At 29.7% G+C, this 21,497-nt stretch carries 28 protein-coding genes; 19 read left to right on the top strand and 9 right to left on the bottom strand.

The features are described from left to right. The first annotated feature begins 8 nt into the window (after positions 1-8). The 5 genes from AANAER_RS09745 (at position 9) to AANAER_RS09725 (ending at position 2,888) form a co-directional block, all read left to right on the top strand. A complete protein-coding gene (locus AANAER_RS09745) occupies positions 9-455 on the top strand; it encodes a phosphoribosyltransferase (RefSeq protein WP_044418177.1) in 447 nt (148 codons plus the stop codon). A 130-nt stretch (positions 456-585) separates the two neighbouring features. Further along, positions 586-852, top strand: a complete 267-nt coding sequence (locus AANAER_RS09740; RefSeq protein ID WP_044418179.1) for a hypothetical protein — start codon at positions 586-588, stop codon at positions 850-852. An 85-nt stretch (positions 853-937) separates the two neighbouring features. After that, a complete protein-coding gene (locus AANAER_RS09735; protein WP_044418181.1) occupies positions 938-1,327 on the top strand; it encodes a DUF423 domain-containing protein in 390 nt (129 codons plus the stop codon). After that, positions 1,327-2,127: an ion transporter gene (locus AANAER_RS09730; protein WP_044418183.1), complete on the top strand. Its 801-nt coding sequence runs from the start codon at positions 1,327-1,329 to the stop codon at positions 2,125-2,127. The genes AANAER_RS09735 and AANAER_RS09730 overlap by 1 nt, the downstream gene beginning before the upstream one ends. Continuing rightward, complete coding sequence (locus AANAER_RS09725; protein ID WP_044418184.1) at positions 2,127-2,888, top strand: Rossmann-fold NAD(P)-binding domain-containing protein; 762 nt, start codon at positions 2,127-2,129, stop codon at positions 2,886-2,888. Before AANAER_RS09730 ends, AANAER_RS09725 begins: the two co-directional genes overlap by 1 nt. On the opposite strand, the gene upp is transcribed toward AANAER_RS09725, so the two are convergent. Further along, entirely contained in the window at positions 2,885-3,613 is a 729-nt protein-coding gene (gene upp / locus AANAER_RS09720; RefSeq protein WP_228135597.1) for a uracil phosphoribosyltransferase, read from the bottom strand. The genes AANAER_RS09725 and upp overlap by 4 nt on opposite strands. A gap of 24 nt (positions 3,614-3,637) precedes the next feature. Here upp and AANAER_RS09715 point away from each other — a divergent pair, with 24 nt between their 5' ends. The 5 genes from AANAER_RS09715 (at position 3,638) to AANAER_RS09695 (ending at position 8,029) form a co-directional block, all read left to right on the top strand. Beyond that, a complete protein-coding gene (locus AANAER_RS09715; protein ID WP_044418185.1) occupies positions 3,638-4,888 on the top strand; it encodes a uracil-xanthine permease family protein in 1,251 nt (416 codons plus the stop codon). A gap of 102 nt (positions 4,889-4,990) precedes the next feature. Continuing rightward, complete coding sequence (locus AANAER_RS09710; protein WP_044418187.1) at positions 4,991-5,488, top strand: YajQ family cyclic di-GMP-binding protein; 498 nt, start codon at positions 4,991-4,993, stop codon at positions 5,486-5,488. Positions 5,489-5,547: 59 nt separating this feature from the next. Beyond that, positions 5,548-6,147: a class II aldolase/adducin head domain-containing protein gene (locus tag AANAER_RS09705; RefSeq protein WP_044418189.1), complete on the top strand. Its 600-nt coding sequence runs from the start codon at positions 5,548-5,550 to the stop codon at positions 6,145-6,147. Positions 6,148-6,204: 57 nt separating this feature from the next. Further along, complete coding sequence (locus AANAER_RS09700; protein ID WP_044418191.1) at positions 6,205-6,864, top strand: response regulator transcription factor; 660 nt, start codon at positions 6,205-6,207, stop codon at positions 6,862-6,864. Beyond that, complete coding sequence (locus tag AANAER_RS09695; protein WP_129081051.1) at positions 6,857-8,029, top strand: sensor histidine kinase; 1,173 nt, start codon at positions 6,857-6,859, stop codon at positions 8,027-8,029. The genes AANAER_RS09700 and AANAER_RS09695 overlap by 8 nt, the downstream gene beginning before the upstream one ends. On the opposite strand, the gene AANAER_RS09690 is transcribed toward AANAER_RS09695, so the two are convergent. Then, a complete protein-coding gene (locus AANAER_RS09690; protein ID WP_044418195.1) occupies positions 8,016-8,624 on the bottom strand; it encodes a hypothetical protein in 609 nt (202 codons plus the stop codon). The two genes, AANAER_RS09695 and AANAER_RS09690, sit on opposite strands and share 14 nt — an antisense overlap. A gap of 80 nt (positions 8,625-8,704) precedes the next feature. Between AANAER_RS09690 and AANAER_RS09685 the strand changes: the two genes are divergently transcribed. After that, positions 8,705-9,283, top strand: a complete 579-nt coding sequence (locus AANAER_RS09685) for an NUDIX domain-containing protein (RefSeq protein WP_044418197.1) — start codon at positions 8,705-8,707, stop codon at positions 9,281-9,283. Between the two features lies 1 nt (position 9,284). Here the strand turns inward: AANAER_RS09685 and AANAER_RS09680 are convergent, their stop codons facing one another. Further along, a complete protein-coding gene (locus AANAER_RS09680; RefSeq protein WP_044418199.1) occupies positions 9,285-10,274 on the bottom strand; it encodes a phospholipase A in 990 nt (329 codons plus the stop codon). A 97-nt stretch (positions 10,275-10,371) separates the two neighbouring features. Between AANAER_RS09680 and rpe the strand changes: the two genes are divergently transcribed. Genes rpe through AANAER_RS09660 form a run of 4 tightly spaced genes read left to right on the top strand, consistent with a single transcriptional unit; the run spans position 10,372 to position 12,970 of the window. After that, on the top strand, positions 10,372-11,013 hold the full coding sequence (gene rpe / locus AANAER_RS09675; RefSeq protein ID WP_129081050.1) for a ribulose-phosphate 3-epimerase: 642 nt from the start codon (positions 10,372-10,374) through the stop codon (positions 11,011-11,013). 1 nt (position 11,014) lies between these two features. Then, the gene (locus tag AANAER_RS09670) at positions 11,015-11,605 is read left to right on the top strand and encodes a phosphoribosylanthranilate isomerase (RefSeq protein WP_129081049.1); all 591 of its coding nucleotides are present in this window, start codon (positions 11,015-11,017) and stop codon (positions 11,603-11,605) included. After that, a complete protein-coding gene (locus tag AANAER_RS09665) occupies positions 11,595-12,431 on the top strand; it encodes a 3'-5' exonuclease (RefSeq protein WP_129081048.1) in 837 nt (278 codons plus the stop codon). Before AANAER_RS09670 ends, AANAER_RS09665 begins: the two co-directional genes overlap by 11 nt. After that, the gene (locus AANAER_RS09660) at positions 12,431-12,970 is read left to right on the top strand and encodes an HD domain-containing protein (protein ID WP_129081047.1); all 540 of its coding nucleotides are present in this window, start codon (positions 12,431-12,433) and stop codon (positions 12,968-12,970) included. The genes AANAER_RS09665 and AANAER_RS09660 overlap by 1 nt, the downstream gene beginning before the upstream one ends. Here AANAER_RS09660 and AANAER_RS09655 read toward each other — a convergent pair. The 5 genes from AANAER_RS09655 to AANAER_RS09635 form a co-directional block, all read right to left on the bottom strand. Then, positions 12,967-14,805 carry a sensor histidine kinase gene (locus tag AANAER_RS09655; protein WP_129081046.1) on the bottom strand — a complete coding sequence of 613 codons (1,839 nt, stop codon included), beginning with the start codon at positions 14,803-14,805 and terminating at the stop codon, positions 12,967-12,969. The two genes, AANAER_RS09660 and AANAER_RS09655, sit on opposite strands and share 4 nt — an antisense overlap. Before the next feature lie 129 nt (positions 14,806-14,934). Then, positions 14,935-15,516, bottom strand: a complete 582-nt coding sequence (locus tag AANAER_RS09650; RefSeq protein ID WP_129081045.1) for a 2-oxoacid:acceptor oxidoreductase family protein — start codon at positions 15,514-15,516, stop codon at positions 14,935-14,937. Positions 15,517-15,527: 11 nt separating this feature from the next. Then, positions 15,528-16,361 (bottom strand): 2-oxoglutarate ferredoxin oxidoreductase subunit beta, encoded by an 834-nt coding sequence (locus AANAER_RS09645; protein ID WP_129081044.1) that lies wholly within the window; start codon positions 16,359-16,361, stop codon positions 15,528-15,530. A 1-nt stretch (position 16,362) separates the two neighbouring features. Next, entirely contained in the window at positions 16,363-17,493 is a 1,131-nt protein-coding gene (locus tag AANAER_RS09640) for a 2-oxoglutarate synthase subunit alpha (protein WP_129081043.1), read from the bottom strand. A 9-nt stretch (positions 17,494-17,502) separates the two neighbouring features. Next, complete coding sequence (locus tag AANAER_RS09635) at positions 17,503-17,820, bottom strand: 4Fe-4S binding protein (RefSeq protein WP_129081042.1); 318 nt, start codon at positions 17,818-17,820, stop codon at positions 17,503-17,505. A gap of 283 nt (positions 17,821-18,103) precedes the next feature. Between AANAER_RS09635 and AANAER_RS09630 the strand changes: the two genes are divergently transcribed. Genes AANAER_RS09630 through trpC form a run of 4 tightly spaced genes read left to right on the top strand, consistent with a single transcriptional unit; the run spans position 18,104 to position 21,259 of the window. After that, positions 18,104-18,814, top strand: a complete 711-nt coding sequence (locus AANAER_RS09630) for a tRNA1(Val) (adenine(37)-N6)-methyltransferase (RefSeq protein ID WP_129081041.1) — start codon at positions 18,104-18,106, stop codon at positions 18,812-18,814. Then, positions 18,811-19,191, top strand: a complete 381-nt coding sequence (locus AANAER_RS09625) for a YkgJ family cysteine cluster protein (RefSeq protein WP_044418212.1) — start codon at positions 18,811-18,813, stop codon at positions 19,189-19,191. Before AANAER_RS09630 ends, AANAER_RS09625 begins: the two co-directional genes overlap by 4 nt. 41 nt (positions 19,192-19,232) lie before the next feature. Next, the gene (locus tag AANAER_RS09620; RefSeq protein WP_129081040.1) at positions 19,233-20,471 is read left to right on the top strand and encodes a tetratricopeptide repeat protein; all 1,239 of its coding nucleotides are present in this window, start codon (positions 19,233-19,235) and stop codon (positions 20,469-20,471) included. Further along, on the top strand, positions 20,468-21,259 hold the full coding sequence (gene trpC / locus AANAER_RS09615; protein ID WP_129081039.1) for an indole-3-glycerol phosphate synthase TrpC: 792 nt from the start codon (positions 20,468-20,470) through the stop codon (positions 21,257-21,259). Before AANAER_RS09620 ends, trpC begins: the two co-directional genes overlap by 4 nt. Here trpC and AANAER_RS09610 read toward each other — a convergent pair. Then, a complete protein-coding gene (locus AANAER_RS09610) occupies positions 21,256-21,495 on the bottom strand; it encodes a hypothetical protein (RefSeq protein WP_129081038.1) in 240 nt (79 codons plus the stop codon). The two genes, trpC and AANAER_RS09610, sit on opposite strands and share 4 nt — an antisense overlap. Positions 21,496-21,497: the final 2 nt, after the last annotated feature.

Raw genomic sequence — 21,497 nt, 5'->3', positions numbered from 1 at the left:
GAATTTTTTTGGAAAAATATTATTACGGATACGAAGAGTTTACAAAAGATACGCAAATTTTGGTTGACAAATGTAGAGATTATCAACCGGATATTTTATTGGCAATAGCAAGAGGAGGTTTAACTCTTGCTCATTTGATGTCTCAGGCAATGGATATGAGAAATCTATATACTTTGAATTCAATACATTATGAGGGTGAATTAAAATTAAATAGTTTTAATATTTTTAATATTCCTGATGTTTCTCATGCAAAAAGAGTTTTATTGATTGATGATATTGTTGACTCAGGTGAAACAATGGAAGAGATTTTAAAAGTGCTAAGAGATAAATTTCCTAGCGTTGACTTCAAACTTGCTACAATCTTTTATAAAAAAACCGCATGTTTACAACCTGACTTTGCCGTAAAAGAGGCAAAAGAGTGGATTGATTTCTTTTGGGAAGTTGATGTAAAGTAGAAAACAGTAAAACTGTTTTCTATATTATCTATAAAATATATATAAAATACATAAAAGATAACTTTTTTAGAAAAACTTCAAGTCTTTATAGTGTATAATAAGTTTAACTAAATTATACATGGACTAAATAATGACATTTATCGAATTTAAAAAATTATTACTAGATGCAGAATTAACAATACCGAAATTTACCGCTTTAATTAAAGTTAGTGAAAAAAACATTCAATCTTATAAAAAGAAAGAAGAAGTTCCAAATGCAATCGCAGCGGTTGCAGCCTGTTTTGCCATGATGAACAAAGAGGGTATTGATTACAGAAGTTTAATTGAAGATTTGGATTTAAAGAAAAAGCAGAAAAAGGGTGCAGGATTCTCTTCTAAGAAGAAAGATAAAAAGTAGTTTGAAATAAATTTCGTCAAATTTTTTTAAATATACTTTCAAATAGTTTTTAGATATACTTCCAAAAAAAATTAGGAAGTTTATAATGAAAACTAATAAAAATGTTAAACTATTTTTAACTATTGCCTCTTTTATGATGGCGTTAGCCATTGCTTTAGGTGCTTTCGGTGCTCATGGTTTAAAATCAATTGTCGAACCTGCTATGTTAACCGTATATCACACGGGAGTTGAATACCAATTTTATAATACTTTAGGGCTTTTTGCCATTGCTTTTATTATCTACTTAAAAGGTGATTCAAAAAGAAGTGTTATTTCTGGATGGTTGATATTTATTGGTATGATAATTTTCTCATTTTCCCTTTATTTATTAGTTCTTTTAAATATACCTGTTATCGGTGCTATAACTCCTATTGGAGGTACTTTGATGATTATTGGATGGGTATTAGCGGCATTTAGCGTTATCAAGGAGTTATAATGACGGTAATAGCTAAAATTGAGGAGATCCGAGATGCCAGGTGGTTTTCCAATTTAACTACATTTATAATTTTAGCCTACGCTTCCGTATTGGGGTTTAAAACATTAGGAGAGGTTGAAGAAAATTATGCGCTTTTTTTAAGATTGGCAGATTATTTTGTAACAATATATTTTGTTTTTGAAATCGCTATTAAAATGGTTGCAGAAAAGAGATTTATAAACTTTTTTAAATCAGGCTGGAATGTTTTTGATTTTATAATCGTAGTCGTAACCCTATTACCTTTGGAACAATCAGGTTTTGCAGCTGTTGCAAGGGTTTTAAGAGTATTTAGAGTTTTAAGACTTTTTACTGCAAGACCCGAACTTAAAGCAATAATCGATATGTTAATCAGAGCTATTCCTTCAATAATCGATATCGTAATTTTAATGTTTATTATTTTTTATATTTATGCAATTGTTGGAAACTTCTATTTTCATGATTTGCCTTCCGGGTTATGGAGAGATTTTTTAGTTTCAATGTTAACTCTTTTTAGAATATTGACTTTTGAGGACTGGACTGATGTTATGTATGAAGCAATGGAAGTTTATCCTCTGTCTTGGATATATTTCGTATCTTTTGTAATAATAGCGGCTTTTGTATTTTTCAATCTTTTTGTTGCAGTAATCATAGGAGAGATGCAAAAAATTCAGGAATCAAATTTTCATGATGAAATGCATGAAGACAGTAAAAAATTGGATACTTTGTTAAATGAAATTAAAAGTTTAAGAGTTGAAGTTAATCAGTTAAAAGATAAAGAGTAATGAAAACTTTTTCTATTTTAGCAGCAGGGTGGCTTGGACTTCCTTTGGCTTTTGAGTTAAAAAAAGAGTTTGAAGTAAAAGTATCCGTAAGAAGTGAAGAAAAACTAAAGGATTTGATAAATAAGGGTTTAAACTCTTATTTATTAGATGAAAAAAATACAAAAAGTTTAGATGAACTTTTAGATACAAACTATCTTTTTATAAATTTTCCTCCTTCAAAATTTGAAGACTATTTAAAATTTCTGGGGGAAATATATAATCACAAAAATATAGCTAAGATAGAAAAAATCATTTTTATTAGTTCAACTTCTATTTATCCGGATACTGAAAATATTTTTAGAGAAGATATAAAAATCATTAATCCAAAATCTCAAAAAATATTCGATATTGAAGAGTTTATAAAAGATAAAACAGATTTAATTTTTAGATGTGCAGGATTAATGGGCGAAAACAGAATTGCAGGAAGATATTTCTCTGGAAAAACCTTAGATAGTGAAGATGTAAAAGTTAATTATGTCCATCAAAAAGATGTTATTGAAGCGGTTAAATTTGCTTTGAAAAATAATTTAAATGGAGTTTTTAATTTATGCAGTAGTGAACATCCTACAAGAAAAGAGATATATTGCAAAAATGCTTTAAAGTATGGATTTAAAAAACCTCTATTTGAGAATAAAAAAGAGTATTTCAATAGAATTATAGATGGAAGTAAAATAGAAGAAAGAGGATTTAAATATAAATATCCAAATCCTCTAGAGTATTAAATATGAGTATTAAAAGCTCTGTCTCCTGCATCTCCAAGTCCTGGTCTGATATATTTTTTTTCATCTAATCTTTCATCAATTTGAGCAATATACATATTAACGTCAGGGTGAGCTTTTGTAACTGCTTCTACACCTTCTGGAGCACCTAAAATATTTAATGAAATAATTTTTTGAGCCCCTTTATTTTTTAGATAATCAATTCCATCAATTAAAGAACCTCCTGTTGCAACCATAGGATCAAGGATTATTACCGTTTTATCTTCTAAAGGCGGAACATTTTCATAAAAAAGTTTACTTTCTGCTGTTTCTTCATCTCTTTTCATTGCCAAAAAACCGCTTTTTGCATAAGGAAGCGTTCTTAAAATTCCCGTAAGCATCGGTTCTCCTGCTCTTAAAATAGGTATTAAAACAAGTTTTTGTACTTCTATCATCTCAACATCTAAAGGTCCTTGCCAAGTTTCGATATTTGTAGTAATTGTTTTAAACTCACTTAAAGCTTCTGAAGCTACGATTCTTGATATTTCTTCAATTGTTAGTCTAAATTCATTTGAAGCAGTCCTTACATCTCTTAATCTGTTTACAAGATGTTTAACCACAACATTTGTGCTCTCTTTATACATTAGTTTACTCTCTTTTGAAATTTTGTCTATATTATCAAAAAATTGCTTATAAATTACACATTTATTTACCGTGATTCTTATCTTAGTTTCGATATTATTTAACATTTAATTTCTACACGAAGAGGACGTATGAAACCCACGGATTACAATTTTAGAGTCAAAGACTCGATTATAGGTTTACAGTTCTTGTTTGTGGCTTTTGGTGCATTAGTGTTAGTTCCTATTTTAACAGGACTTGATCCAAATGTAGCACTATTCACGGCAGGTATCGGTACATTGGTTTTTCAGTTTGTAAATAGAGGTGCAGTTCCGCCTATATTTTTAGCTTCATCTTTTGCTTTTATTGCTCCCATTTCAGAAGGGGTAAAAACTTGGGGTTTGGCAGCAACATTATCGGGGCTTGTAGCAGCAGGATTATTATATGTTGTTTTAAGTTTGATTATTAGATTAAAAGGAGATAATTTTATTCATAAACTTTTACCTCCTATTGTTGTAGGTCCTGTTATTATCTCTATCGGGCTTATTTTATCTCCTGTTGCAGTTAATATGGCAATGGGAAAAACAGGTGACGGAGCAATTGAGTTAATCCCTTTTGATACGGCAATCACTGTTTCGATGATTTCTCTTTTTACAATGGTATTTATCTCTTTATTAGGAACTGGAATTTTTAGACTTATTCCTATTTTAGGTGCTATTATAGTAGGTTATACTGTTTCACTTTTTATGGGGATTATAGATTTCTCTCCTGTCTCAAATGCTGCGTGGTTTGCAATTCCTAGTTTTACGGCTCCTGAATTTAACTGGCAGGCTATTTTATTTATTTTACCTATCGCGATTGCTCCTGCAATTGAACATATAGGTGATATGTTAACAATTTCAAATGTAACGAAAACTGATTATTTGAAAAAACCGGGATTAAAAAATACTCTATTAGGTGACGGATTGGCAACTTCTATTGCATCTTTATTCGGCGGTCCTCCAAATACAACCTATTCGGAAGTTACAGGTGCAGTTACCGTTACGAAAGCTTTTAATCCTGCAATTATGACTTGGTCGGCAATTTTTGCTATTGTTTTGGCTTTTGTAGGAAAATTAGGAGGAGTTTTGGCAACTATTCCCGTACCTGTTATGGGTGGAGTTATGCTTCTTCTTTTCGGAATTATAGCAAGTGTCGGTATCTCTACTTTGACAAGAGCAAATGTGGACTTTAATTGTCCTAGAAATTTAATTATTGTTTCTATGATTTTGGTATTTTCTATTGGAGGAATGATTTTTAATTTCGGTGGAGTTCCTTTTTCAGGAATAGGTCTTGGAGCAATTACCGGAATTCTATTAAATCTTATTTTGCCTCAACCTCGTAAAAGCGACCATATACTTTAAACTTTAAAAGGAGAATTTTCTCCTTTTATTCTCTTTTTTTTCTTTTTTAATTATTATAAAACTTTGAATTATCTATAATAAAATAAAAATTAGGATTACAAAATGGCAAAAGAACACAGTTTTGATATTTCTGCTAAGCTTGATATGAGTGAGATGAAAAATGCAGTAATACAGGCTCAAAAAGAGATAGATAACAGATATGACTTTAAAGGAATTTCAAAAGAGATTGATCTAAATCAAGGAGCAAAAACTTTAGTTTTAGTCTCTTCAAGTGATAATAAAGTTGATGCTATGTATGATATATTAATCTCTAAAATGAATAAAAGAGGTTTATCAATAAACTCTTTGGAAGAGTCTAAAAAAGAGGACAGCTCAGGTGGAAACAGAAAATATACTTATGCAATTATCGATTCTATAAAAGCAGATGAAGCAAAACTTATTCAAAGCGAAATTAAAAAACTAAAATTAAAAGTAAAAGCGGTAAATCAAGGAGAAGAGATAAGAGTAACTGGGAAAAATATCGATGATTTGCAGACTATTATGAAACATCTTAAATCTTTGGAGTTAAAATCTCCTTTGGTATTTGATAACTTTAAGTAATTTTTGAAATCAAATTGATACTTTGTTTTGTTAGACTTCTTTAATTTAAGGATATTATTATGATAAAAGATTTTAACTATACAATAAAGTATACCAAAACCGAAGAAATTGCCGTAAAAGAGTGTAATAAAATTGAAAAGATAAGATCACGCCTTTTTTGTTTGGGCTTAATAGGAGCCTATTCAAACGGAAGCAGTTTTGGAAGTATCTCTTATCGATATAATAAAAATAAAAACTCTTTTGTAATAACGGGAAAAGATACGGGAGAGTTTCCTAAATTGAGTGCAAATTATTACTCTTTTGTAAAAAAAGTAGATTATCAAAAAGGAAAAATGTTTTGTTTAGGCGTAAACAAACCTTCAAACGAGTGGCTTATCCACTCTTATGTGTATAAACTTGATATGAATATAAAAGCAGTAATAGTAATAAACAATGAAAGAGTCTGGGATTATATGTTTAACAATGAAGCTTTAAGGGTTGGCTTTGAAAATCTTGACAATAGTGAAGTCTTAGACAAACTTTATGAAAATGTCGATCCTTTTTTAAATAACTCTTTTTTTATTGAAGGGCATGATTTTTCTATAGTGGCATTTGGAAAAACTTTAAGTGAAGCGGAAAAATCTCTTTATAATATAGTAAAAAAAGTCTTGAACCTATAATACACACGTAATAAACAAACTTTTAGTATAATCTTCTTTTAACCAAAAGGATTTATATTGAAAGTTTTGTTACTAGAAGATGATCCCGCTTTAAACGATCTGTTAAATGAACATTTGATCGACAAAGGTTATGAAGTAACCTTATGCACAAACGGTCAAGAGGCTTTAGAAAATCTTATTGATGATATTTATGATTTGGCTTTATTAGATATTAATACTCCTTTAATGACGGGTATCGAAGTTTTAAAGAGTCTAAGACATGAGTATAAAAACAGAACACCTATAATTATTTTAACAGCTTATCAAGATACAAAACATCTAAAAGAGTCTTTTGAAAACGGAGTCGATGATTATATTAAAAAACCCTTTGATCTTGAAGAGTTAGACCAAAGAGTAATGAAACTTTGCAAAGAGTTTTTTATAGAACAGGAGAACGAGATAGAGATAAGTTCAAGGATTAAATTTCTTCCTGATTTCTGCCAAATAAAAATAGATGAAAAAGTGAAAAATATAGCGCAAAAAGAGAGGGATATTTTAAAATATTTTTTAAGACATAGAAACAGAGTTATTTCAAGTGAAGAGCTTTTGCAAAATATTTGGGTATATGAAGAGATGCCAAGTGATGCCACAATAAGAGTATATATAAAAAATTTAAGAGAAATCTTAGGAAAAGATTCAATTCAGACAATAAGAGGAATAGGGTACAAATTTGAATAAAGACGAAAAAAAAGCTTTAATCAGTTTTTTATCTGTTTATATGGGCTCGGCACTTTTTTTAATAGGTATTTTGCTTTATATCTATTACCAAGATGAGATTGAATCTTTACAAAAAACTTGCAGTATGGAGTTAAATAACTCATCAATGAAGATAAAAACGGATATTTTAAACTCATATATGAGACATAAAACTTTTGTACCTAAAAAACTAGAACAAAAAGATACTAAATATGCTCTTTTTGATAAAAACGGAAAAGTCCTTTTCTCTTATTTAGACGGAAAAGATTTTAAATTTAAAGAGAATTTTTATGAAAAAGGGGATTATCACTATTTTATATCCAGCTTGGATGAAGTAGGTATCCCTATTAAATATATAGTTTTAGAGACTTGCAGAGGGGTTCAAAGCAGAGATAAACTGAAAATTTATACGGTTATAGCTTTTATTTTAAGTTCAATATTTGTAGGTTTTATAGCTTATCTTTTAGCAAGAATTTTATTAAAACCCGTAAGAGAAAAAGTTATACATTTAGACAATTTTATAAAAGATTCAGCCCATGAATTAAATACTCCGGTATCTGTTTTAATGACTTCTGTTAGTATGTTAAAAAAGGGTAAAAACCCTGAAAAAATGATGAAATATATTTTAAGCAGTTCTAAACAGATTTCTCAAATTTATAACGATATACAGTTTTCAACTTTTAAAAATTTATATGAGAGTGTAGATGAAAATATTAGATTAGATCTTTTAATACATGAAAGTGTAGAGTTTTTTAGCGATATTTCGGTAACCAAAAATATCGTAATTGAGACTTTTTTAGAAGAGTGTGAAATTTTAATGGATAAAACAAAAGCTCAAAAAGTAGTTAATAATCTTATCTCAAATGCCGTTAAATACAGTAAAAAAGACTCTAAAATAGTTGTAAGTCTAAAAAAAGAGGGGCTTTTTAGTGTAGAAGATTTCGGAATAGGCATCTCAAAAGGGGAACAAGAAGAGATATTTAAAAGATATAAAAGGGGATTAAACAATGAAGGCGGATTCGGTTTAGGTTTGGATATTGTAAAAAGAGTTTGTAATGATTACTCTTTAGATCTTTTTTTTAAATCAAAAACCGACAAAGGCTCAACTTTTTTTGTCGATTTTAGTAAAATTATTATTTCCCGATAGAGTTTATGTTAAGTTTTATTCTAATACCATCTTCATTATGCAAAGTCTCGATTGAAGAGGCTATCGAACGATGATTATGATTAGATAATTCACCTTGAAGAGATTGTAAAATATGCCAATATCTTTCACTAAACGGTGAGTTTATTACTTTTATTTTATGTTCAATAATTTCATCGACTATTGTTTTGATTAACTCATAATAGACAATTTTATTTATCTCTCTTTGTATTCTATAGTTTTTCATAATAATAAGATTGTTTCTAAAAACTTTTTTCTCTTCTTCTTTATACTCTTTATGCTCTTTTGCCTTTTCAATCTCATCGTCTAAGCAGTTTTTATACTCTTCAATCTTTTTTTCAATATCTCTTTTTAAATCGGGATTGATAGATAATATATTATGTAAAAGCTCTTCGTCATTTAATCTTTTTCCTTGAATATTATGAGAGTAGACATGCCCTTTTTCATAATCATGGTGAAGTGCATTATATATTTGATAAGCCGGATAGATATATACATATTTATCATCTTTCCCACTTTTGAAGTTTATCCCGTGAGCAGAGATCATCTCTTTGGGACCTGTATATTTTAGTACCATGTAAAAAGCCTTTTTTTATTGGAGAATTAAATTTACTACTATTTTATTGAAATATCAATAAAATATACAAAAGGTTTAAAATGAATAATAAAATTGAAGAGTTTAAAACTGCTGAATTAAAAGAAACAAAGTTCGTACATCCCGTAAAAATAACTTATAAACAAAATGGAACACAAAAAGTATGGGAAGCCGTAAAAAGTTTTGATTCTGTTGCAATACTTCTTTTTCATAAAACAAAAAACGCATTTTTATTGGTAAAGCAGTTTAGGGCTCCTGTTTTTCTAAACGATAAATCAAAATTATGTACATATGAATTGTGTGCGGGACTTGTGGATAAAGATAAATCCCTTGAACAGATTGTAAAAGAGGAAGTTGACGAAGAGTGTGGATATAACGTACCTTTAGAAAAAATTGAAAAAATCACCTCTTTTTATACAAACGTAGGAGTAAGCGGCGGGGCTCAAAATTTGTATTATGCAGAGATTGACGAATCAATGAAAATACATGAAGGCGGAGGAATACATGATGAAGAGATTGATTTAATGTATTTACCCATAGGTGAATATAAAGAGTTTATGTATGATGAAAGTAAAGCAAAAACTCCTGGACTTCTTTTCTCTTTTCTTTGGTTTATGGAAAACAAATTAGATGAAAAATAAACTATCTTGATAAAGATATACCGAAACTAAACCTATTTATCTCTTTATCATAATCTATTAGACTATCTCCGTATCCGCTTGAGGCTTGTACATAAGCAAAAAGACTTTTTGAACCAAGAAGAGGAAAGGTCCAGTCTAATTGAACAAAACCTTTATTATCTTTGTTAAATCTTAAATTATTTCTAAAAAGCAGTTTAAAAGTATGACTTTTATAAGGAAGTACCAAAGTTAAATCCCCATATCCAAGATATTTTTCAATATCAGGATTATCATCATCATTTTTTTCTTCGGGAATTCTATACCAAACTTTTGGGGCAATAAATAGATTTCCTAATTGAAAATAACTTGTAAGATAGAGTCTGTTCCAAGATCTTGATTTTTCAACGGGTTGTCCGTTTGATTCATGCAGAAAACCGAACTTAAAACCTTTTATAACAGTTTTGCCTTTTTTGCCGTAAGGAAGTTCTACAAATAATTCTGGTCTGTAACTTGTCTCTCTAAAGGGCGAGGAGTCTTCATAAAGCTGCCATAAGGATGTTTGGGAATATCCGAAATAAAAAGTTTCATTCATCTTTAAAAAGTTTGAAATAATAGGTTTTTTTACACTAAATTGAAATTTTGCTTCTGTTTGTTTCCTATCATCTCTTTGTCTTGAATCATAAGAAAAAGGAAGAAAATAATTCTCTTCATAAGCGTACAAATCAAAAGATTTTGCCAAAATTTGTTGAATAGTCTTTTCCGTCTCTTCATCATCTATTTTATCTAAAGTTTCAGTTGCAATTTTATGGGCAATTTGTTTCTCTTCGTCAAAATATATTCTATTTGCATTTTTCTCTTCAATGGCAATTTTTTTATAAATTTCCATTGCTTTTTTATACTCTTTTTGATTTTCGTAAAAAGAGGCTTGTTTATATAAATCTTCTAATTGGTCATTTGCAAGCAAAAAAGAGACAAAAAGTAGAAAAAAGCCCGGAAATTTAATTGCATTCATATTTTTTCCTATTATAATCTGTTGAAATAGTATCATAAAAAGAAAAATAAAACTATAAAATAGTATAATCGCCTCAATTTTAATATAAAGGTTTTTGATGCAAGTAGCACCTTCGATTTTATCAGCAGATTTCGGAAAATTAAATGAAGAGATAAAAGCTATTTGTGACGGGGGCTGTGATCTTATCCATGTAGACGTTATGGATGGTCACTTTGTACCTAATATGACACTAGGACCTGTTGTTGTAAATCCTGTTGCAAAAATAGCTACAAAACCTCTTGATGTACATTTGATGGTTGAAAATAACACTTTTTTTGTAGAGCTTTTCGCTCCTTTAAAGCCTGAATATATCTCTTTTCATATAGAGAGTGAAAAACATCCTCACAGACTTATTCAAAAAATAAAAAGTTTGGGGATTAAACCTGCAATAGTTTTAAATCCCCATTCAACACCTGAGAGTATTGAATATTTATTGGAAGATTTGGATATGGTTTTATTAATGTCGGTAAATCCCGGATTCGGTGGGCAAAAATTTATTCCAAGCGTAATTGAAAAAGCGAAAAAATTAAAAGAGCTTATTAATAAAAGAAATCCTGCTTGTCTAATAGAAGTTGACGGCGGAGTAAACGATAAAAATATTCATCAGTTAAAAGATGCCGGAGTTGATGTTGTTGTTGCAGGCTCTTATGTATTTGGAAATGAAGATTACTCAAAAGCTATAAAATCACTTCAGGTATAAAATGAAAATTAAAATCTGCGGAATCACGAATTTAGAAGATGCTCTTGATGCCATAGAAGCGGGAGCAGATGCTATAGGTTTTGTTTTTTATAAAAAAAGTCCTAGATATATTGAAGCAAAAGAGGCAAGAAAAATCGTAAAAAAACTTCCTCCTTTTATTCAAACGGTAGGACTTTTTGTAAATGAAACAGCTGAAAATATAAACAAAATCTGTGATGAGGCTTTAATAAATTTAGCTCAGGTTTATGACGATAACTCTTTAATAGAGTATGAAAAACTAAGAACCAAATATATAAAGGTTTTAAGAGCAAAATCAAAAGATGATATTTTAAAAAATGCAAATGAATATATTTTAGTCGATGCTTTTGTTGAAGAGTTTGGAGGAGCAGGAAAAAGGGTAGCTTTGCAGTGGTTTGATAATGTAGATTGTTCAAAATTTATTTTAGCCGGCGGATTAAATGAAAAAAATTTAAAAGAGTTAAAAGGGTATAACTTTTTTGGAGTTGATGTAAGTTCAGGGGTTGAAATTAGTAAAGGGAAAAAAGATAAACAAAAAATGTTTAACTTTGTAAAAGCTGCCAATGAAATCTAGACCTCTAAATACTTTCACTTTAAAATTAGTAGAAAAATTAAAAAAAGCTCCCATAGCTTTCGAAGAGTTTTTAGACGAGCTAAAACAAAACAAAGAGAGATTTTTTGATTCTCCTGAATTAGAGTTTGAATTGCTTTTGACAAATGGTTTTCCTTTGGAAATTGAAAATGACAAAGTCTATTTAAAGACTACAAGAACATTAATTGAAGAGCAGACTTTTTGCATAGTCGATATTGAAACAAACGGTTCTCAGGTAAGTAAAGGGCATCAAATAATCGAAATAGGTGCGGTAAAACTAAAAGGCGGTCAAATAATCGACAAATTTGAATCTTTGGTTTATGCCAAAAGTATACCTGAGTATATACAAGAGGTTACTAATATTACTCCAGAAATGCTAGAGGATGCTCCTACTTTGAAAGCTGTTTTAAAAGAGTTTAAACTTTTTTTGGAAGATGATGTTTTTGTTGCCCATGATATAAAATTTGATTATAATTTTGTATCGAACTCTTTTAAAAAGTATGATTTGGGAGTTTTGGAAAATAGAAAATTATGTACGATAAATCTTGCAAAACGAACAATAAAAGCGGAAAAATACGGTTTAGGATTTTTAAAAGAGCTTCTTCATATAAATATAGAAAATCATCATAGAGCATATAGTGATGCTCTTAGTACGGCTTATCTTTTAAAAGAGGCTTTTTCTCGTCTGGACAGTAGTATAAAAACAGTAGAAGATTTAATATACTTTTCAAAAAATGCAAATCCTGTTATGCCTAAAGTAAAGGCTGATAACGGAAAGAAAAAAGAGAAAAGAAAGGAAGAAGAGTAATGTTTTCACAAGAAAAATATTTAAAAGCTTTAAATTTTGCGGCAAAAGCCCATAAAGAACAAAAAACTCCTTACGGTTTACCTTATTTAACTCACTTAACTTCAGTTGCAATGGAAGTAATTCATGCTTGCGAAGAGTCAAAACTAGAGATTGAAAAAAGTGATTTAGCTATAAGTGTTGCTTTATTGCATGATACAATAGAAGATACGAATATTACTTATGATGATTTATATAATGAGTTTGATGCCAAAATAGCTGAGGGTGTAGAAGCTTTAACAAAAGATTTTAGTTTGTCAAAAAAAGATCAGATGGCAGATAGTATAAATAGGTTAATGTCACAACCTTACGAAGTACAGATGGTAAAACTAGCAGATAGAATAACAAACTTACAAAAGCCGCCTGAAAGCTGGGATAATTTGAAAATACTCAATTATCATAAAGAGGCAAAATTTATTTTGTCTTGCTTGAAAAACTGTAATGTTTATTTATCAAAAAGATTAGAAGATAAAATTAATAACTATATTGTTTATATAAATTAATTATATTTTTCCGAGGGTATAGTAATAGTAAATTCTGCACCTTTGCACTCTATATTTTTGTATGTAAACTCTTTATTTGAGACTTTAATTAAACCCTTCATATGGTTACATATTATTTGTTCGGACATATAAAGACCTATACCCGTACCTTCTTCTCCTTTTGTCGTAAAGTGTGCATCAAAGACTTTATCAATAATCTCTTTTTGAATTCCTCCTGCGTTGTCATAGATTTTTATTTCTATGTATTTTGAAGGTTCTTTAAGCTCTTTTGATTCTATAAAAATAAATCTATCTTCAGACTCTTCTTTTTCTAAGATATAGATTGAATTGCTTAAGATATTCATTAAAACCTGGATAAACTCGTTTTCAAGCCCGTAAATGTCTTTTGCCGAAATATTTTTTATAACTTCTATTGAATGATTTTTTAATTTTGACTGAACTAAAAGCAGGGCTTTATCTACAACTTTTTCAAAATTAAAATATCTTGGAGCCTTGTCAACTTGGAAATAGTATCTAAAATCGTTCATTGTTTGATTCATATGTTCAACTGAATTTATAATATTTTCTATTGATTCAAATAAAAAATCATCATCTAGCTGATTAAACTCTTTTTTTAATTTTATTCCCGTTGTTGTACTTAAAATCAAAGATAGAGGTTGTTTCCATTGATGTGCTATATTTTCCAGCATTTCTCCCAAAGCTGCCATTTTTGATTGCTGAGTCAGCATTTGGTTTTTTTGAGTTAACATTTTTTCCATCTCTTTTTTTTCTGTTATATCCATAAAAATTCCAAGTATACCGATAATCTCGTTTTTACTGTTTTTTAAAGGAACTTTTGAGGTTATAACTTCTATTGTAGTGCCGTTTTTTTGTGTTAACTCTTCTTCTATTTGAAGTTTTGCTTCGCCACTTTCAATTATGGCTTTGTCATCTGCTATAAAAACTTCCGCTTCCTCATCTTTCCATGGCATTTCATGATCTGTTTTTCCTATCATCTCTTCTTGTTTTTTGAAACCTGCATTATTAAGAATATACTTATTTACGCCTAAGTATCTGTTTTTTGTATCTTTCCAAAAAATTGCGGCAGGAATAGAATCAATTATATTTTGAAGAAGTATTTTTGAATCTTTTATCTTTAATAGATTTTCATTTAATCTATTCTGGGTATTTATAAGTTTTTTCTCTATTTTCGAAATTTTTGAAGTAAATATGCTGATTAATCCTATAAGTGTAAATAAAATAAAAATTATTAAAGAGGTTGTAATATAAACGGTATTGTATATTTGTTCATCAATATCCTCTTTTTCCAATTTGTATGTTTTCTTGAATTCTTGAAACATCATTATTTCATCTTGAATAAGACTTTTTATCTCTTTTGTTAAAGAAGATATTGTTATATATAGCTTTGTATCTTTTTTGATGAAAAGTTCATTTTCCAAAACTAATAAGGGCTTTCTATCCATATATATAACTGTTAAAACCTCTTTGTCAAGTAGATTGTTTATTCTTTTTATTCTCTCTTTTGCCATATTCCATATTTCTAAAAGAGACTCTTTTCTTTGAGTTTTTAGTTTTTTTAAATCATTATCAAATTTTTCTATGCTATTTTTCCATCTATTTTTTCTATTTTCAAAATTTGTTGTTTGAAGAAGACTTTCACTATTTACTTTCATTTCAAGAAAAGAGTTTTGAGTGGTAGTTACTATTGAGATTTTGTCATTTAAATCTTTTATTTTTTTTAAGGAGAGATATAAAATTCCGCTGATTAATATTAGTCCGAATATTAGAAATAGAAAGTTATAAAAAGATATATCTCGTATTTTGAATTCGCTCATTTATACTTCCTTTTTAAACTCTATCTATCTTTTTACATTATTAATAAAGAACTTTAATAATGCAATATAATAATTTTATTGTTATTAAACTTAAAGTTTATAGCTTAAATAAAATTAGGAAAAAATTATTTATTTTGTATTAGAATTTAAAGCTTTATCATATACCGCTTTTGCATAATCAATTCCCAGATCAAAGGCTTTGTTATTTATATCATGAACTTTTTTAGGAACTTTACTAAGCATTGTTTCTCTTAATATATCATTTTTTACACTCTCCTTTGTCATATAATTTGCGATAGAAAGGGCAAGTACCGATTGGGTAATAACATTTCCTACTTCTTCTTTTGCTATTGTAATAATAGGAATTTCGTATATTTCCCATTTTTCTCTATCTTCTTTTGTAGGAGTGACTAAATTGGGCTCAATTACTATTATCCCCCCTTTTTTTATACCTTTTTTAAATTGGTCATAAGAGATTTGTGCAACTGATAACATAAAATCAATTTCTCCGTCATTTGCGTATGGGTATAAAATAGGTTCATCATCTAAAGTAATATCAACAACAGTCGGACCTCCTCTTACTTGAGAAGTATAGGTTGCCGTTTTTAATCCATATCCACCGTTTTTTATTTTTGCTGCTGCGAATATCTCTCCTGCAAGAAGTACACCTTGTCCTCCCACACCCGTAAATCTCATTAAAGTTCTAGCCATAATCCTATCTCCTAAAATTCTACTGTTGTATTATTTTGATGTGCCTGTTTTACTTTCTCATACATTTGCGTATACTCTTTTGCTTCGTTATCTTGTTTTAAAACTCCAGTAGGAAAAAGTCCTTTTTTTTCTTCCTCTTCCATTTTGTCATATTTAGATTTTGAAAGAGTAATTGAATCTATCCAATCCAAATGTGAGCGTGCAGAGTTCATTTTATTTTTTCTTCCCAGATTTATATGGCAGTTTGAAAAAATATCAAAGAAAGAGTAACCTTTATGTTCAAAGCCTTTTATAAATAGTTTTTCCAGTTTTTTAGGATCAACTACAGATTCTCTTCCTACAAAAGAGGCACCTGCCGCTATTGCCAAATTACAGGCATCAAAAGTAGGGTCAATATTTCCTTTTTTCATCGTTACCGTCCACATTCCTTGAGGTGTGGTAGGGCTTGTTTGAGAATTGGTTAAACCATATATAAAATTGTTGATAACGATATGGTTTATGTCAATATTTCTTCTGCATCCGTGAATAGTATGATTTCCTCCTATTGCCAAACCGTCACCGTCCCCTGTTACGCAAATAACTTTTTTATCGGGATTGGCAAGTTTTACTCCTGTTGCATAAGCAACTGCCCGACCGTGAGTGGTGTGTATTGTATTGCAGTTCATATAAGATGAAAATCTACCGGAACAGCCGATTCCTGACACCACGCAAACATCATCCATATTCCATCCTAGTTTATCAATAGTTCTGATTACCGCTTTTAAAATAACTCCGTCTCCGCAGCCCCAACACCAAAGTGTAGGCATTTTGTTTACTCTTAAATATTCATCATAATCAAATGCCATTTTACATTCCTTTTATTTTTTCCATTATTTCAAGCGGAGCTATTGGTCTACCGTTTGCTCTAAACATTGTTGTAAAATCTTTTCTTCCGCTGATTCGTTGAATTTCGTTTATATATTGTCCCATATTAAGTTCGGCAACTAAGATTTTTTCAAATTTGTCACATAACTCTTCAATCTTTTTTTCAGGGCTTGGCCACAAGGTAATAGGTCTAAACATTCCGACTTTTATTTCTTCTTTTCTTAATCTGTTTATTGCCTCTTTTGCAGATAAAGCAAGAGAACCGTAGGCTATAATCATAATTTCGGCATCTTCTAGCAAATACTCTTCATACGATTCTATTTCATCTAAATGTGCATCAACTTTATTAAAAAGTCTTTGTATTAAATCTTCGCACATTTTTGCATCTTCTGTAGGATGACCGCTGTAATCATGATGTAAACCTGTAAAATGGTATCTATACCCTTGAAACATCGGATTTAGGATAGCCGGTTCATCTTTAGGTACTTTATAGGGTTTGTACTCTTTTGGCTCTCCTTTAAAAACTCTTCTTAATCTTATATTCTTTTTTATCTCTTCTATGTCGGGAATTACGGCTTTGCCTGACATATGACCTATTGTTTCGTCTAAAAGAACAAATACAGGTTGCATAAATCTATCTGCAAGATTAAAAGCTCTTACTGTCTGGGTATAACACTCTTGAAGTGAAGAGGCACAAAGAGTTATTGATTTAAAATCTCCGTGTGTGGGATTTTTTACTTGATTTATATCTCCCTGCTGTACTCTTGTGGGAAGACCCGTTGAGGGACCGCCTCTCATTACGTCAATTATTACTAAAGGAACTTCCGCAATATATCCTAAACCTATATTTTCCGCTTTTAAAGAGATTCCTGGACCCGAAGTTGCAGTCATTGCTCTTTTACCTGACATAGCTGCACCTAAAGCTGAACAGATACCCGCAATTTCATCTTCCATCTGAATTGCAACACCTCCTGCTTTGGGAAGTAAATCCGAGAGTTTATGCATTATTTCACTTGAGGGAGTAATGGGATATCCTCCAAAGAATTCACATCCTGCATCAACTGCTGCTTGTGCTGCCAATTCATTTCCCGTTGAAATTACTTCTCTAGCCATTCTCTCTCCTTATACTTTAAGTACTTTATAATTATTATTTTTAATATCTATTGCCCTTTGTCTTGCCTCATCTGTAAGTTTTGAGAATTTAAACTCTTTTTTATCTGCAACATGAATAGCAAAATCAGGACATGATAACTCACAATCACAGCATCCGATACATGATTGGGGATTTTCAATCTCCAACATAGCCCCAAGTATTGAAGAGGCTTCGGGTCTCATGGCAAGAACTCCGGCAGGACAAACAGATACACATAAGTCACAGGCTTTGCATCTTGTTTCATCTACCCAAACAGGAACATTTTCAGGAGCTTTTAGTATTGACATTTGCTCTCCTTTTTCCAAGCTTAAAAATTTTAAAAAATATCAAATATTCTTGAATTATGATAACTAATTAAAGAATTAAAGTTAATTTAAATATGAGATAAATAATTTTTAATCTCGTCCATGTTACTATCCGATACAAATAGAAATATAAATAAAAGTTATATAAAATCTATTAATAATTTATATAAAAATGAGAGAAATCAGACTTTTTTTATATGAAATGACTCACTTGATTTAAATCTAAGATTTGATATAATCACCAAAATTTAAAAAAAGGTTCTTTTTGGTTCTATATCAGCCTAGCAACGGATATTGTTATAATAGCGACACCCATTTTTTATATAGTTTTATAGTAGAAAATTTAAAGAAATTTAAAAATATAAAAGGGCAGTTGTTAGATATCGGCAGCGGCAGTGGTATTTTAGGATTGCTTTTAGCAAGGGATTATGAAAAGATAACTCTTAATCAGTGTGAAATTCAGACTCTGTTCCAAGATTTTTCTTTGAAAAATGCAAAATGTAACGGCATTGATACAACTATGTATAAAGGCTCTTTTTTGAATTTGAATTTTGATAAAGAGTTTGATATTTGTGTATCAAATCCTCCTTTTTATCATACAAATGTAATAAAAAGTGAAAATGAGAATTTAAAAATTGCAAGGTATAATGATAGTTTACCTTTGGAAAAGTTTATAAAAAAAGTTTCAAAAGTTTTAAAAACCGACGGTAAATTCTTTTTCTGCTATGATGTAAAACAGTTAAAAGATATAATAAAACTTTTAGAAGAGGCAAAATTAAATATTGAAGCTTTACAGTTTGTTCATCCTAAGCAGAGTAAAGATGCCACATTGGTTTTAATATATGCAAGAAAAAATTCTAAATCACTTTTAAGGGTATTAGAACCTTTAGTAGTTTTTGAAAATGATGATTTTTCAAAAAAAGTTAAAAAAATTTATGAAATGAGTTCAACTCACAGTATAAAAGTAGAAATATGAATATTGTAAAAAAAGAGGGTTTTGATTTTGCTTTTAATCCAAAAGGGTGTGAAACCTGTGAAGGTAATTGCTGTATAGGCGAAAGCGGAAATATCTGGATAAGTAAAGAGGAAATGAAAAACTTAAGTGAATATTTAAATATCTCTTTAGATGAATTAAGAGTTAAATATTTAGAAAAAAGAGGTTATAAATATAGTATAAAAGAGATAAAACTTGCAGAAGATAATTATGCGTGTTTTTTCTTTGATTTAAAGAAAAAACAGTGTTCTATTTATGATGTAAGACCGATACAATGCAGAACATTTCCGTTCTGGGAATATTTTAAAACAAGAAAAGATGAGGTGAAAGAAGAGTGCCCGGCTATAGTAGAATTGTAATATTAATAATTTTTTCATTTTTTATATCAGGGTGCAGTTTTTTGAATGAACCGCAAAAAAGTAATTTAATAAATCCTGATTTCAAGTATAAAACTTTTGCCCAAGAAGATAGATATGTTATGTATGCCTTAGAGTATTTAAGAGAAGGTAACAAAGAAGAGGCAGCTGATCTTTTTGAAAAACTTTATGAAAATACCTTTAATAATGAGTATCTTTTGGAGTATTCAAGATTAAGTTTTGCTCTTAAAAGATATGATGATTTAATAGAGATAATAGAAAAAAACAGAGAAAAAATCACTAATTCGGAAGATAATATATTAAAAATTTATATTTTGGCATTAGTTCAAAAAAGTGAGTTTGAAAAAGCGGAAAAAGAGATAAAAAATCTTCTAAAAATAGAAGAAAATGATTCAATTTACGAACTTTTAGGAAGTGTTTATATTAGAAAAGGCGAGTATAACAAAGCAAAAGAACTTTTCGGAAAAATTTATGAAAGAACTTCCTCTATCAGCTCTTTACTTAGTTTAACAGACATAATGTACAGATATACGAATCAAAGAGCAGAAGCAATAAATCTCTTAGAATCTTATATTACAATAAGAGGGTGTGATAATATTATATGTTCACGGCTTTTGGAACTTTATCAAAATGAGAATAATATTGACGGAGTAATTTCAATATTAAAAAGAACATATATTACTTTTAAAGATAAAGGAAATGCTCAAGCTTTAGAAAAAATCTATAAACTTTTGATGTTTTATTTAGAGAAAAAAGACGTAAAAGAGGCAATATCTTTTTTAGAAGAGAGCGGAGCAAACGATGAAAAACTTTTGTCTTTGTATAAAGCTACACAAGAGTATAAAAAAGCTTATACTTTAGCAAATAAACTTTATGAAAAGAGTTCAAATATTGATTATTTGGCTCAAATTGCAATAATAGAGTTTGAAATGGCAAAAGATAAGAGGAAAGTTCTAAAAGGCGTTATCAAAAAATTTGAATATGTTTTAACCGTACTTGACAGCCATGTTTATCAAAACTATTTGGGATATTTGTTAATAGATTACGATATTGATGTAAAAAAAGGTCTCTATTTTGTGAAAAAAGCTTTGGAAAAAGCTCCTAATAATTTGGCATATATCGACTCTTTGGCTTGGGGGCAATATAAATTAAAAGATTGTGAAAATGCCTATATAAATATGAAAAAAGTGATTGATGCAACGGGATTAAATGATGATGAAATAAGACTTCACTGGGAAAAAATTAAGGAGTGCAATAAGTGATTTTAGATGAAATAAACAAAATAACAAGAGAAGATGTAGAAAAAAGAAAAAAAGATTACCCGATGGAATGGTTGGGAAGAAGTTTAAGTATTAATCCTTTTCCTCCAAGAGACGTAAAACCTTATTTGACTTCTACAAAAGAAGAGCCTATTAGAATTATTGCGGAAGTTAAAAAAGCAAGTCCAAGCAAAGGGGTGATAAAAGAAGATTTTGATCCTTTGTTAATAGCTCAAGAGTATTCAAAAAACGGAGCAAATGCAATTTCCGTTTTAACTGAACCTCATTACTTTTTGGGAGATAAAGAGTATCTTACTCAAATTAGAAGATATGTTCCAACCCCTTTGCTTAGAAAAGATTTCATTTTAGATAAATATCAAATTGTCGAAGCCTTAGTTTACGGTGCAGATTTTATTTTGCTTATTGCAAAAAGTTTAAGTACAAAAGGGCTAAAAGAACTTTATGATTATGCTTTGCATTTAGGGCTTGAAGTTTTAGTTGAAATTCACGATAAAGAAGATTTGAAAAAAGCTATGAAATGCGGAGCAAATATAATAGGCATAAATCATAGAAATTTGGAAACTTTTGAAATGGATATGACTTTATGCGACCAATTGATTCCAATGATTCCAAACGGGAAAATAATAGTTGCCGAAAGCGGAGTTTCAAATGTGGAAACAATTAAAAGATTGAGTTCAATAGGAGCAGATGCTTTTTTAATAGGTGAACATTTTATGAGAGTTCCCTCAATAGAAGAAGAACTTAAAAAATTCAAAAGTGCTTTAAACTAAGATTTATAAGTTAAATCAAGATTTTGGCTGTATTGAAGAATCTCAGAGTCATGAATAGGAAAAGTTATTGAGTTGTCGTTAAACTCTGCACTTTGCCTTGCTCTTTGGCTTATATCAACTCTATAAGCTTCAGTAAACTCTTTTATACTACCTTTTGAAGCTACTTTTGTAGCTTGTCTGATTTGGTTTGGCTGTATTGTAGAGTCATATCTGTTAAGCTTATTTGAAATTTCCATTT

This window comes from Halarcobacter anaerophilus, from assembly GCF_006459125.1.
GTDB lineage: Bacteria > Campylobacterota > Campylobacteria > Campylobacterales > Arcobacteraceae > Halarcobacter > Halarcobacter anaerophilus.
This window is presented reverse-complemented; position numbering and strand designations above follow the sequence as displayed.

Coding starts and splice junctions, on each gene's coding strand:
- AANAER_RS09740 (WP_044418179.1), top strand. CDS start 586: ATGACATTTATCGAATTTAAAAAATTATTACTAGATGCAGAATTAACA.
- AANAER_RS09735 (WP_044418181.1), top strand. CDS start 938: ATGAAAACTAATAAAAATGTTAAACTATTTTTAACTATTGCCTCTTTT.
- AANAER_RS09730 (WP_044418183.1), top strand. CDS start 1,327: ATGACGGTAATAGCTAAAATTGAGGAGATCCGAGATGCCAGGTGGTTT.
- AANAER_RS09725 (WP_044418184.1), top strand. CDS start 2,127: ATGAAAACTTTTTCTATTTTAGCAGCAGGGTGGCTTGGACTTCCTTTG.
- upp (WP_228135597.1), bottom strand. CDS start 3,613: ATGTTAAATAATATCGAAACTAAGATAAGAATCACGGTAAATAAATGT.
- AANAER_RS09715 (WP_044418185.1), top strand. CDS start 3,638: ATGAAACCCACGGATTACAATTTTAGAGTCAAAGACTCGATTATAGGT.
- AANAER_RS09710 (WP_044418187.1), top strand. CDS start 4,991: ATGGCAAAAGAACACAGTTTTGATATTTCTGCTAAGCTTGATATGAGT.
- AANAER_RS09705 (WP_044418189.1), top strand. CDS start 5,548: ATGATAAAAGATTTTAACTATACAATAAAGTATACCAAAACCGAAGAA.
- AANAER_RS09690 (WP_044418195.1), bottom strand. CDS start 8,624: ATGGTACTAAAATATACAGGTCCCAAAGAGATGATCTCTGCTCACGGG.
- AANAER_RS09685 (WP_044418197.1), top strand. CDS start 8,705: ATGAATAATAAAATTGAAGAGTTTAAAACTGCTGAATTAAAAGAAACA.
- AANAER_RS09680 (WP_044418199.1), bottom strand. CDS start 10,274: ATGAATGCAATTAAATTTCCGGGCTTTTTTCTACTTTTTGTCTCTTTT.
- rpe (WP_129081050.1), top strand. CDS start 10,372: ATGCAAGTAGCACCTTCGATTTTATCAGCAGATTTCGGAAAATTAAAT.
- AANAER_RS09670 (WP_129081049.1), top strand. CDS start 11,015: ATGAAAATTAAAATCTGCGGAATCACGAATTTAGAAGATGCTCTTGAT.
- AANAER_RS09665 (WP_129081048.1), top strand. CDS start 11,595: ATGAAATCTAGACCTCTAAATACTTTCACTTTAAAATTAGTAGAAAAA.
- AANAER_RS09660 (WP_129081047.1), top strand. CDS start 12,431: ATGTTTTCACAAGAAAAATATTTAAAAGCTTTAAATTTTGCGGCAAAA.
- AANAER_RS09655 (WP_129081046.1), bottom strand. CDS start 14,805: ATGAGCGAATTCAAAATACGAGATATATCTTTTTATAACTTTCTATTT.
- AANAER_RS09650 (WP_129081045.1), bottom strand. CDS start 15,516: ATGGCTAGAACTTTAATGAGATTTACGGGTGTGGGAGGACAAGGTGTA.
- AANAER_RS09645 (WP_129081044.1), bottom strand. CDS start 16,361: ATGGCATTTGATTATGATGAATATTTAAGAGTAAACAAAATGCCTACA.
- AANAER_RS09640 (WP_129081043.1), bottom strand. CDS start 17,493: ATGGCTAGAGAAGTAATTTCAACGGGAAATGAATTGGCAGCACAAGCA.
- AANAER_RS09635 (WP_129081042.1), bottom strand. CDS start 17,820: ATGTCAATACTAAAAGCTCCTGAAAATGTTCCTGTTTGGGTAGATGAA.
- AANAER_RS09625 (WP_044418212.1), top strand. CDS start 18,811: ATGAATATTGTAAAAAAAGAGGGTTTTGATTTTGCTTTTAATCCAAAA.
- AANAER_RS09610 (WP_129081038.1), bottom strand. CDS start 21,495: ATGGAAATTTCAAATAAGCTTAACAGATATGACTCTACAATACAGCCA.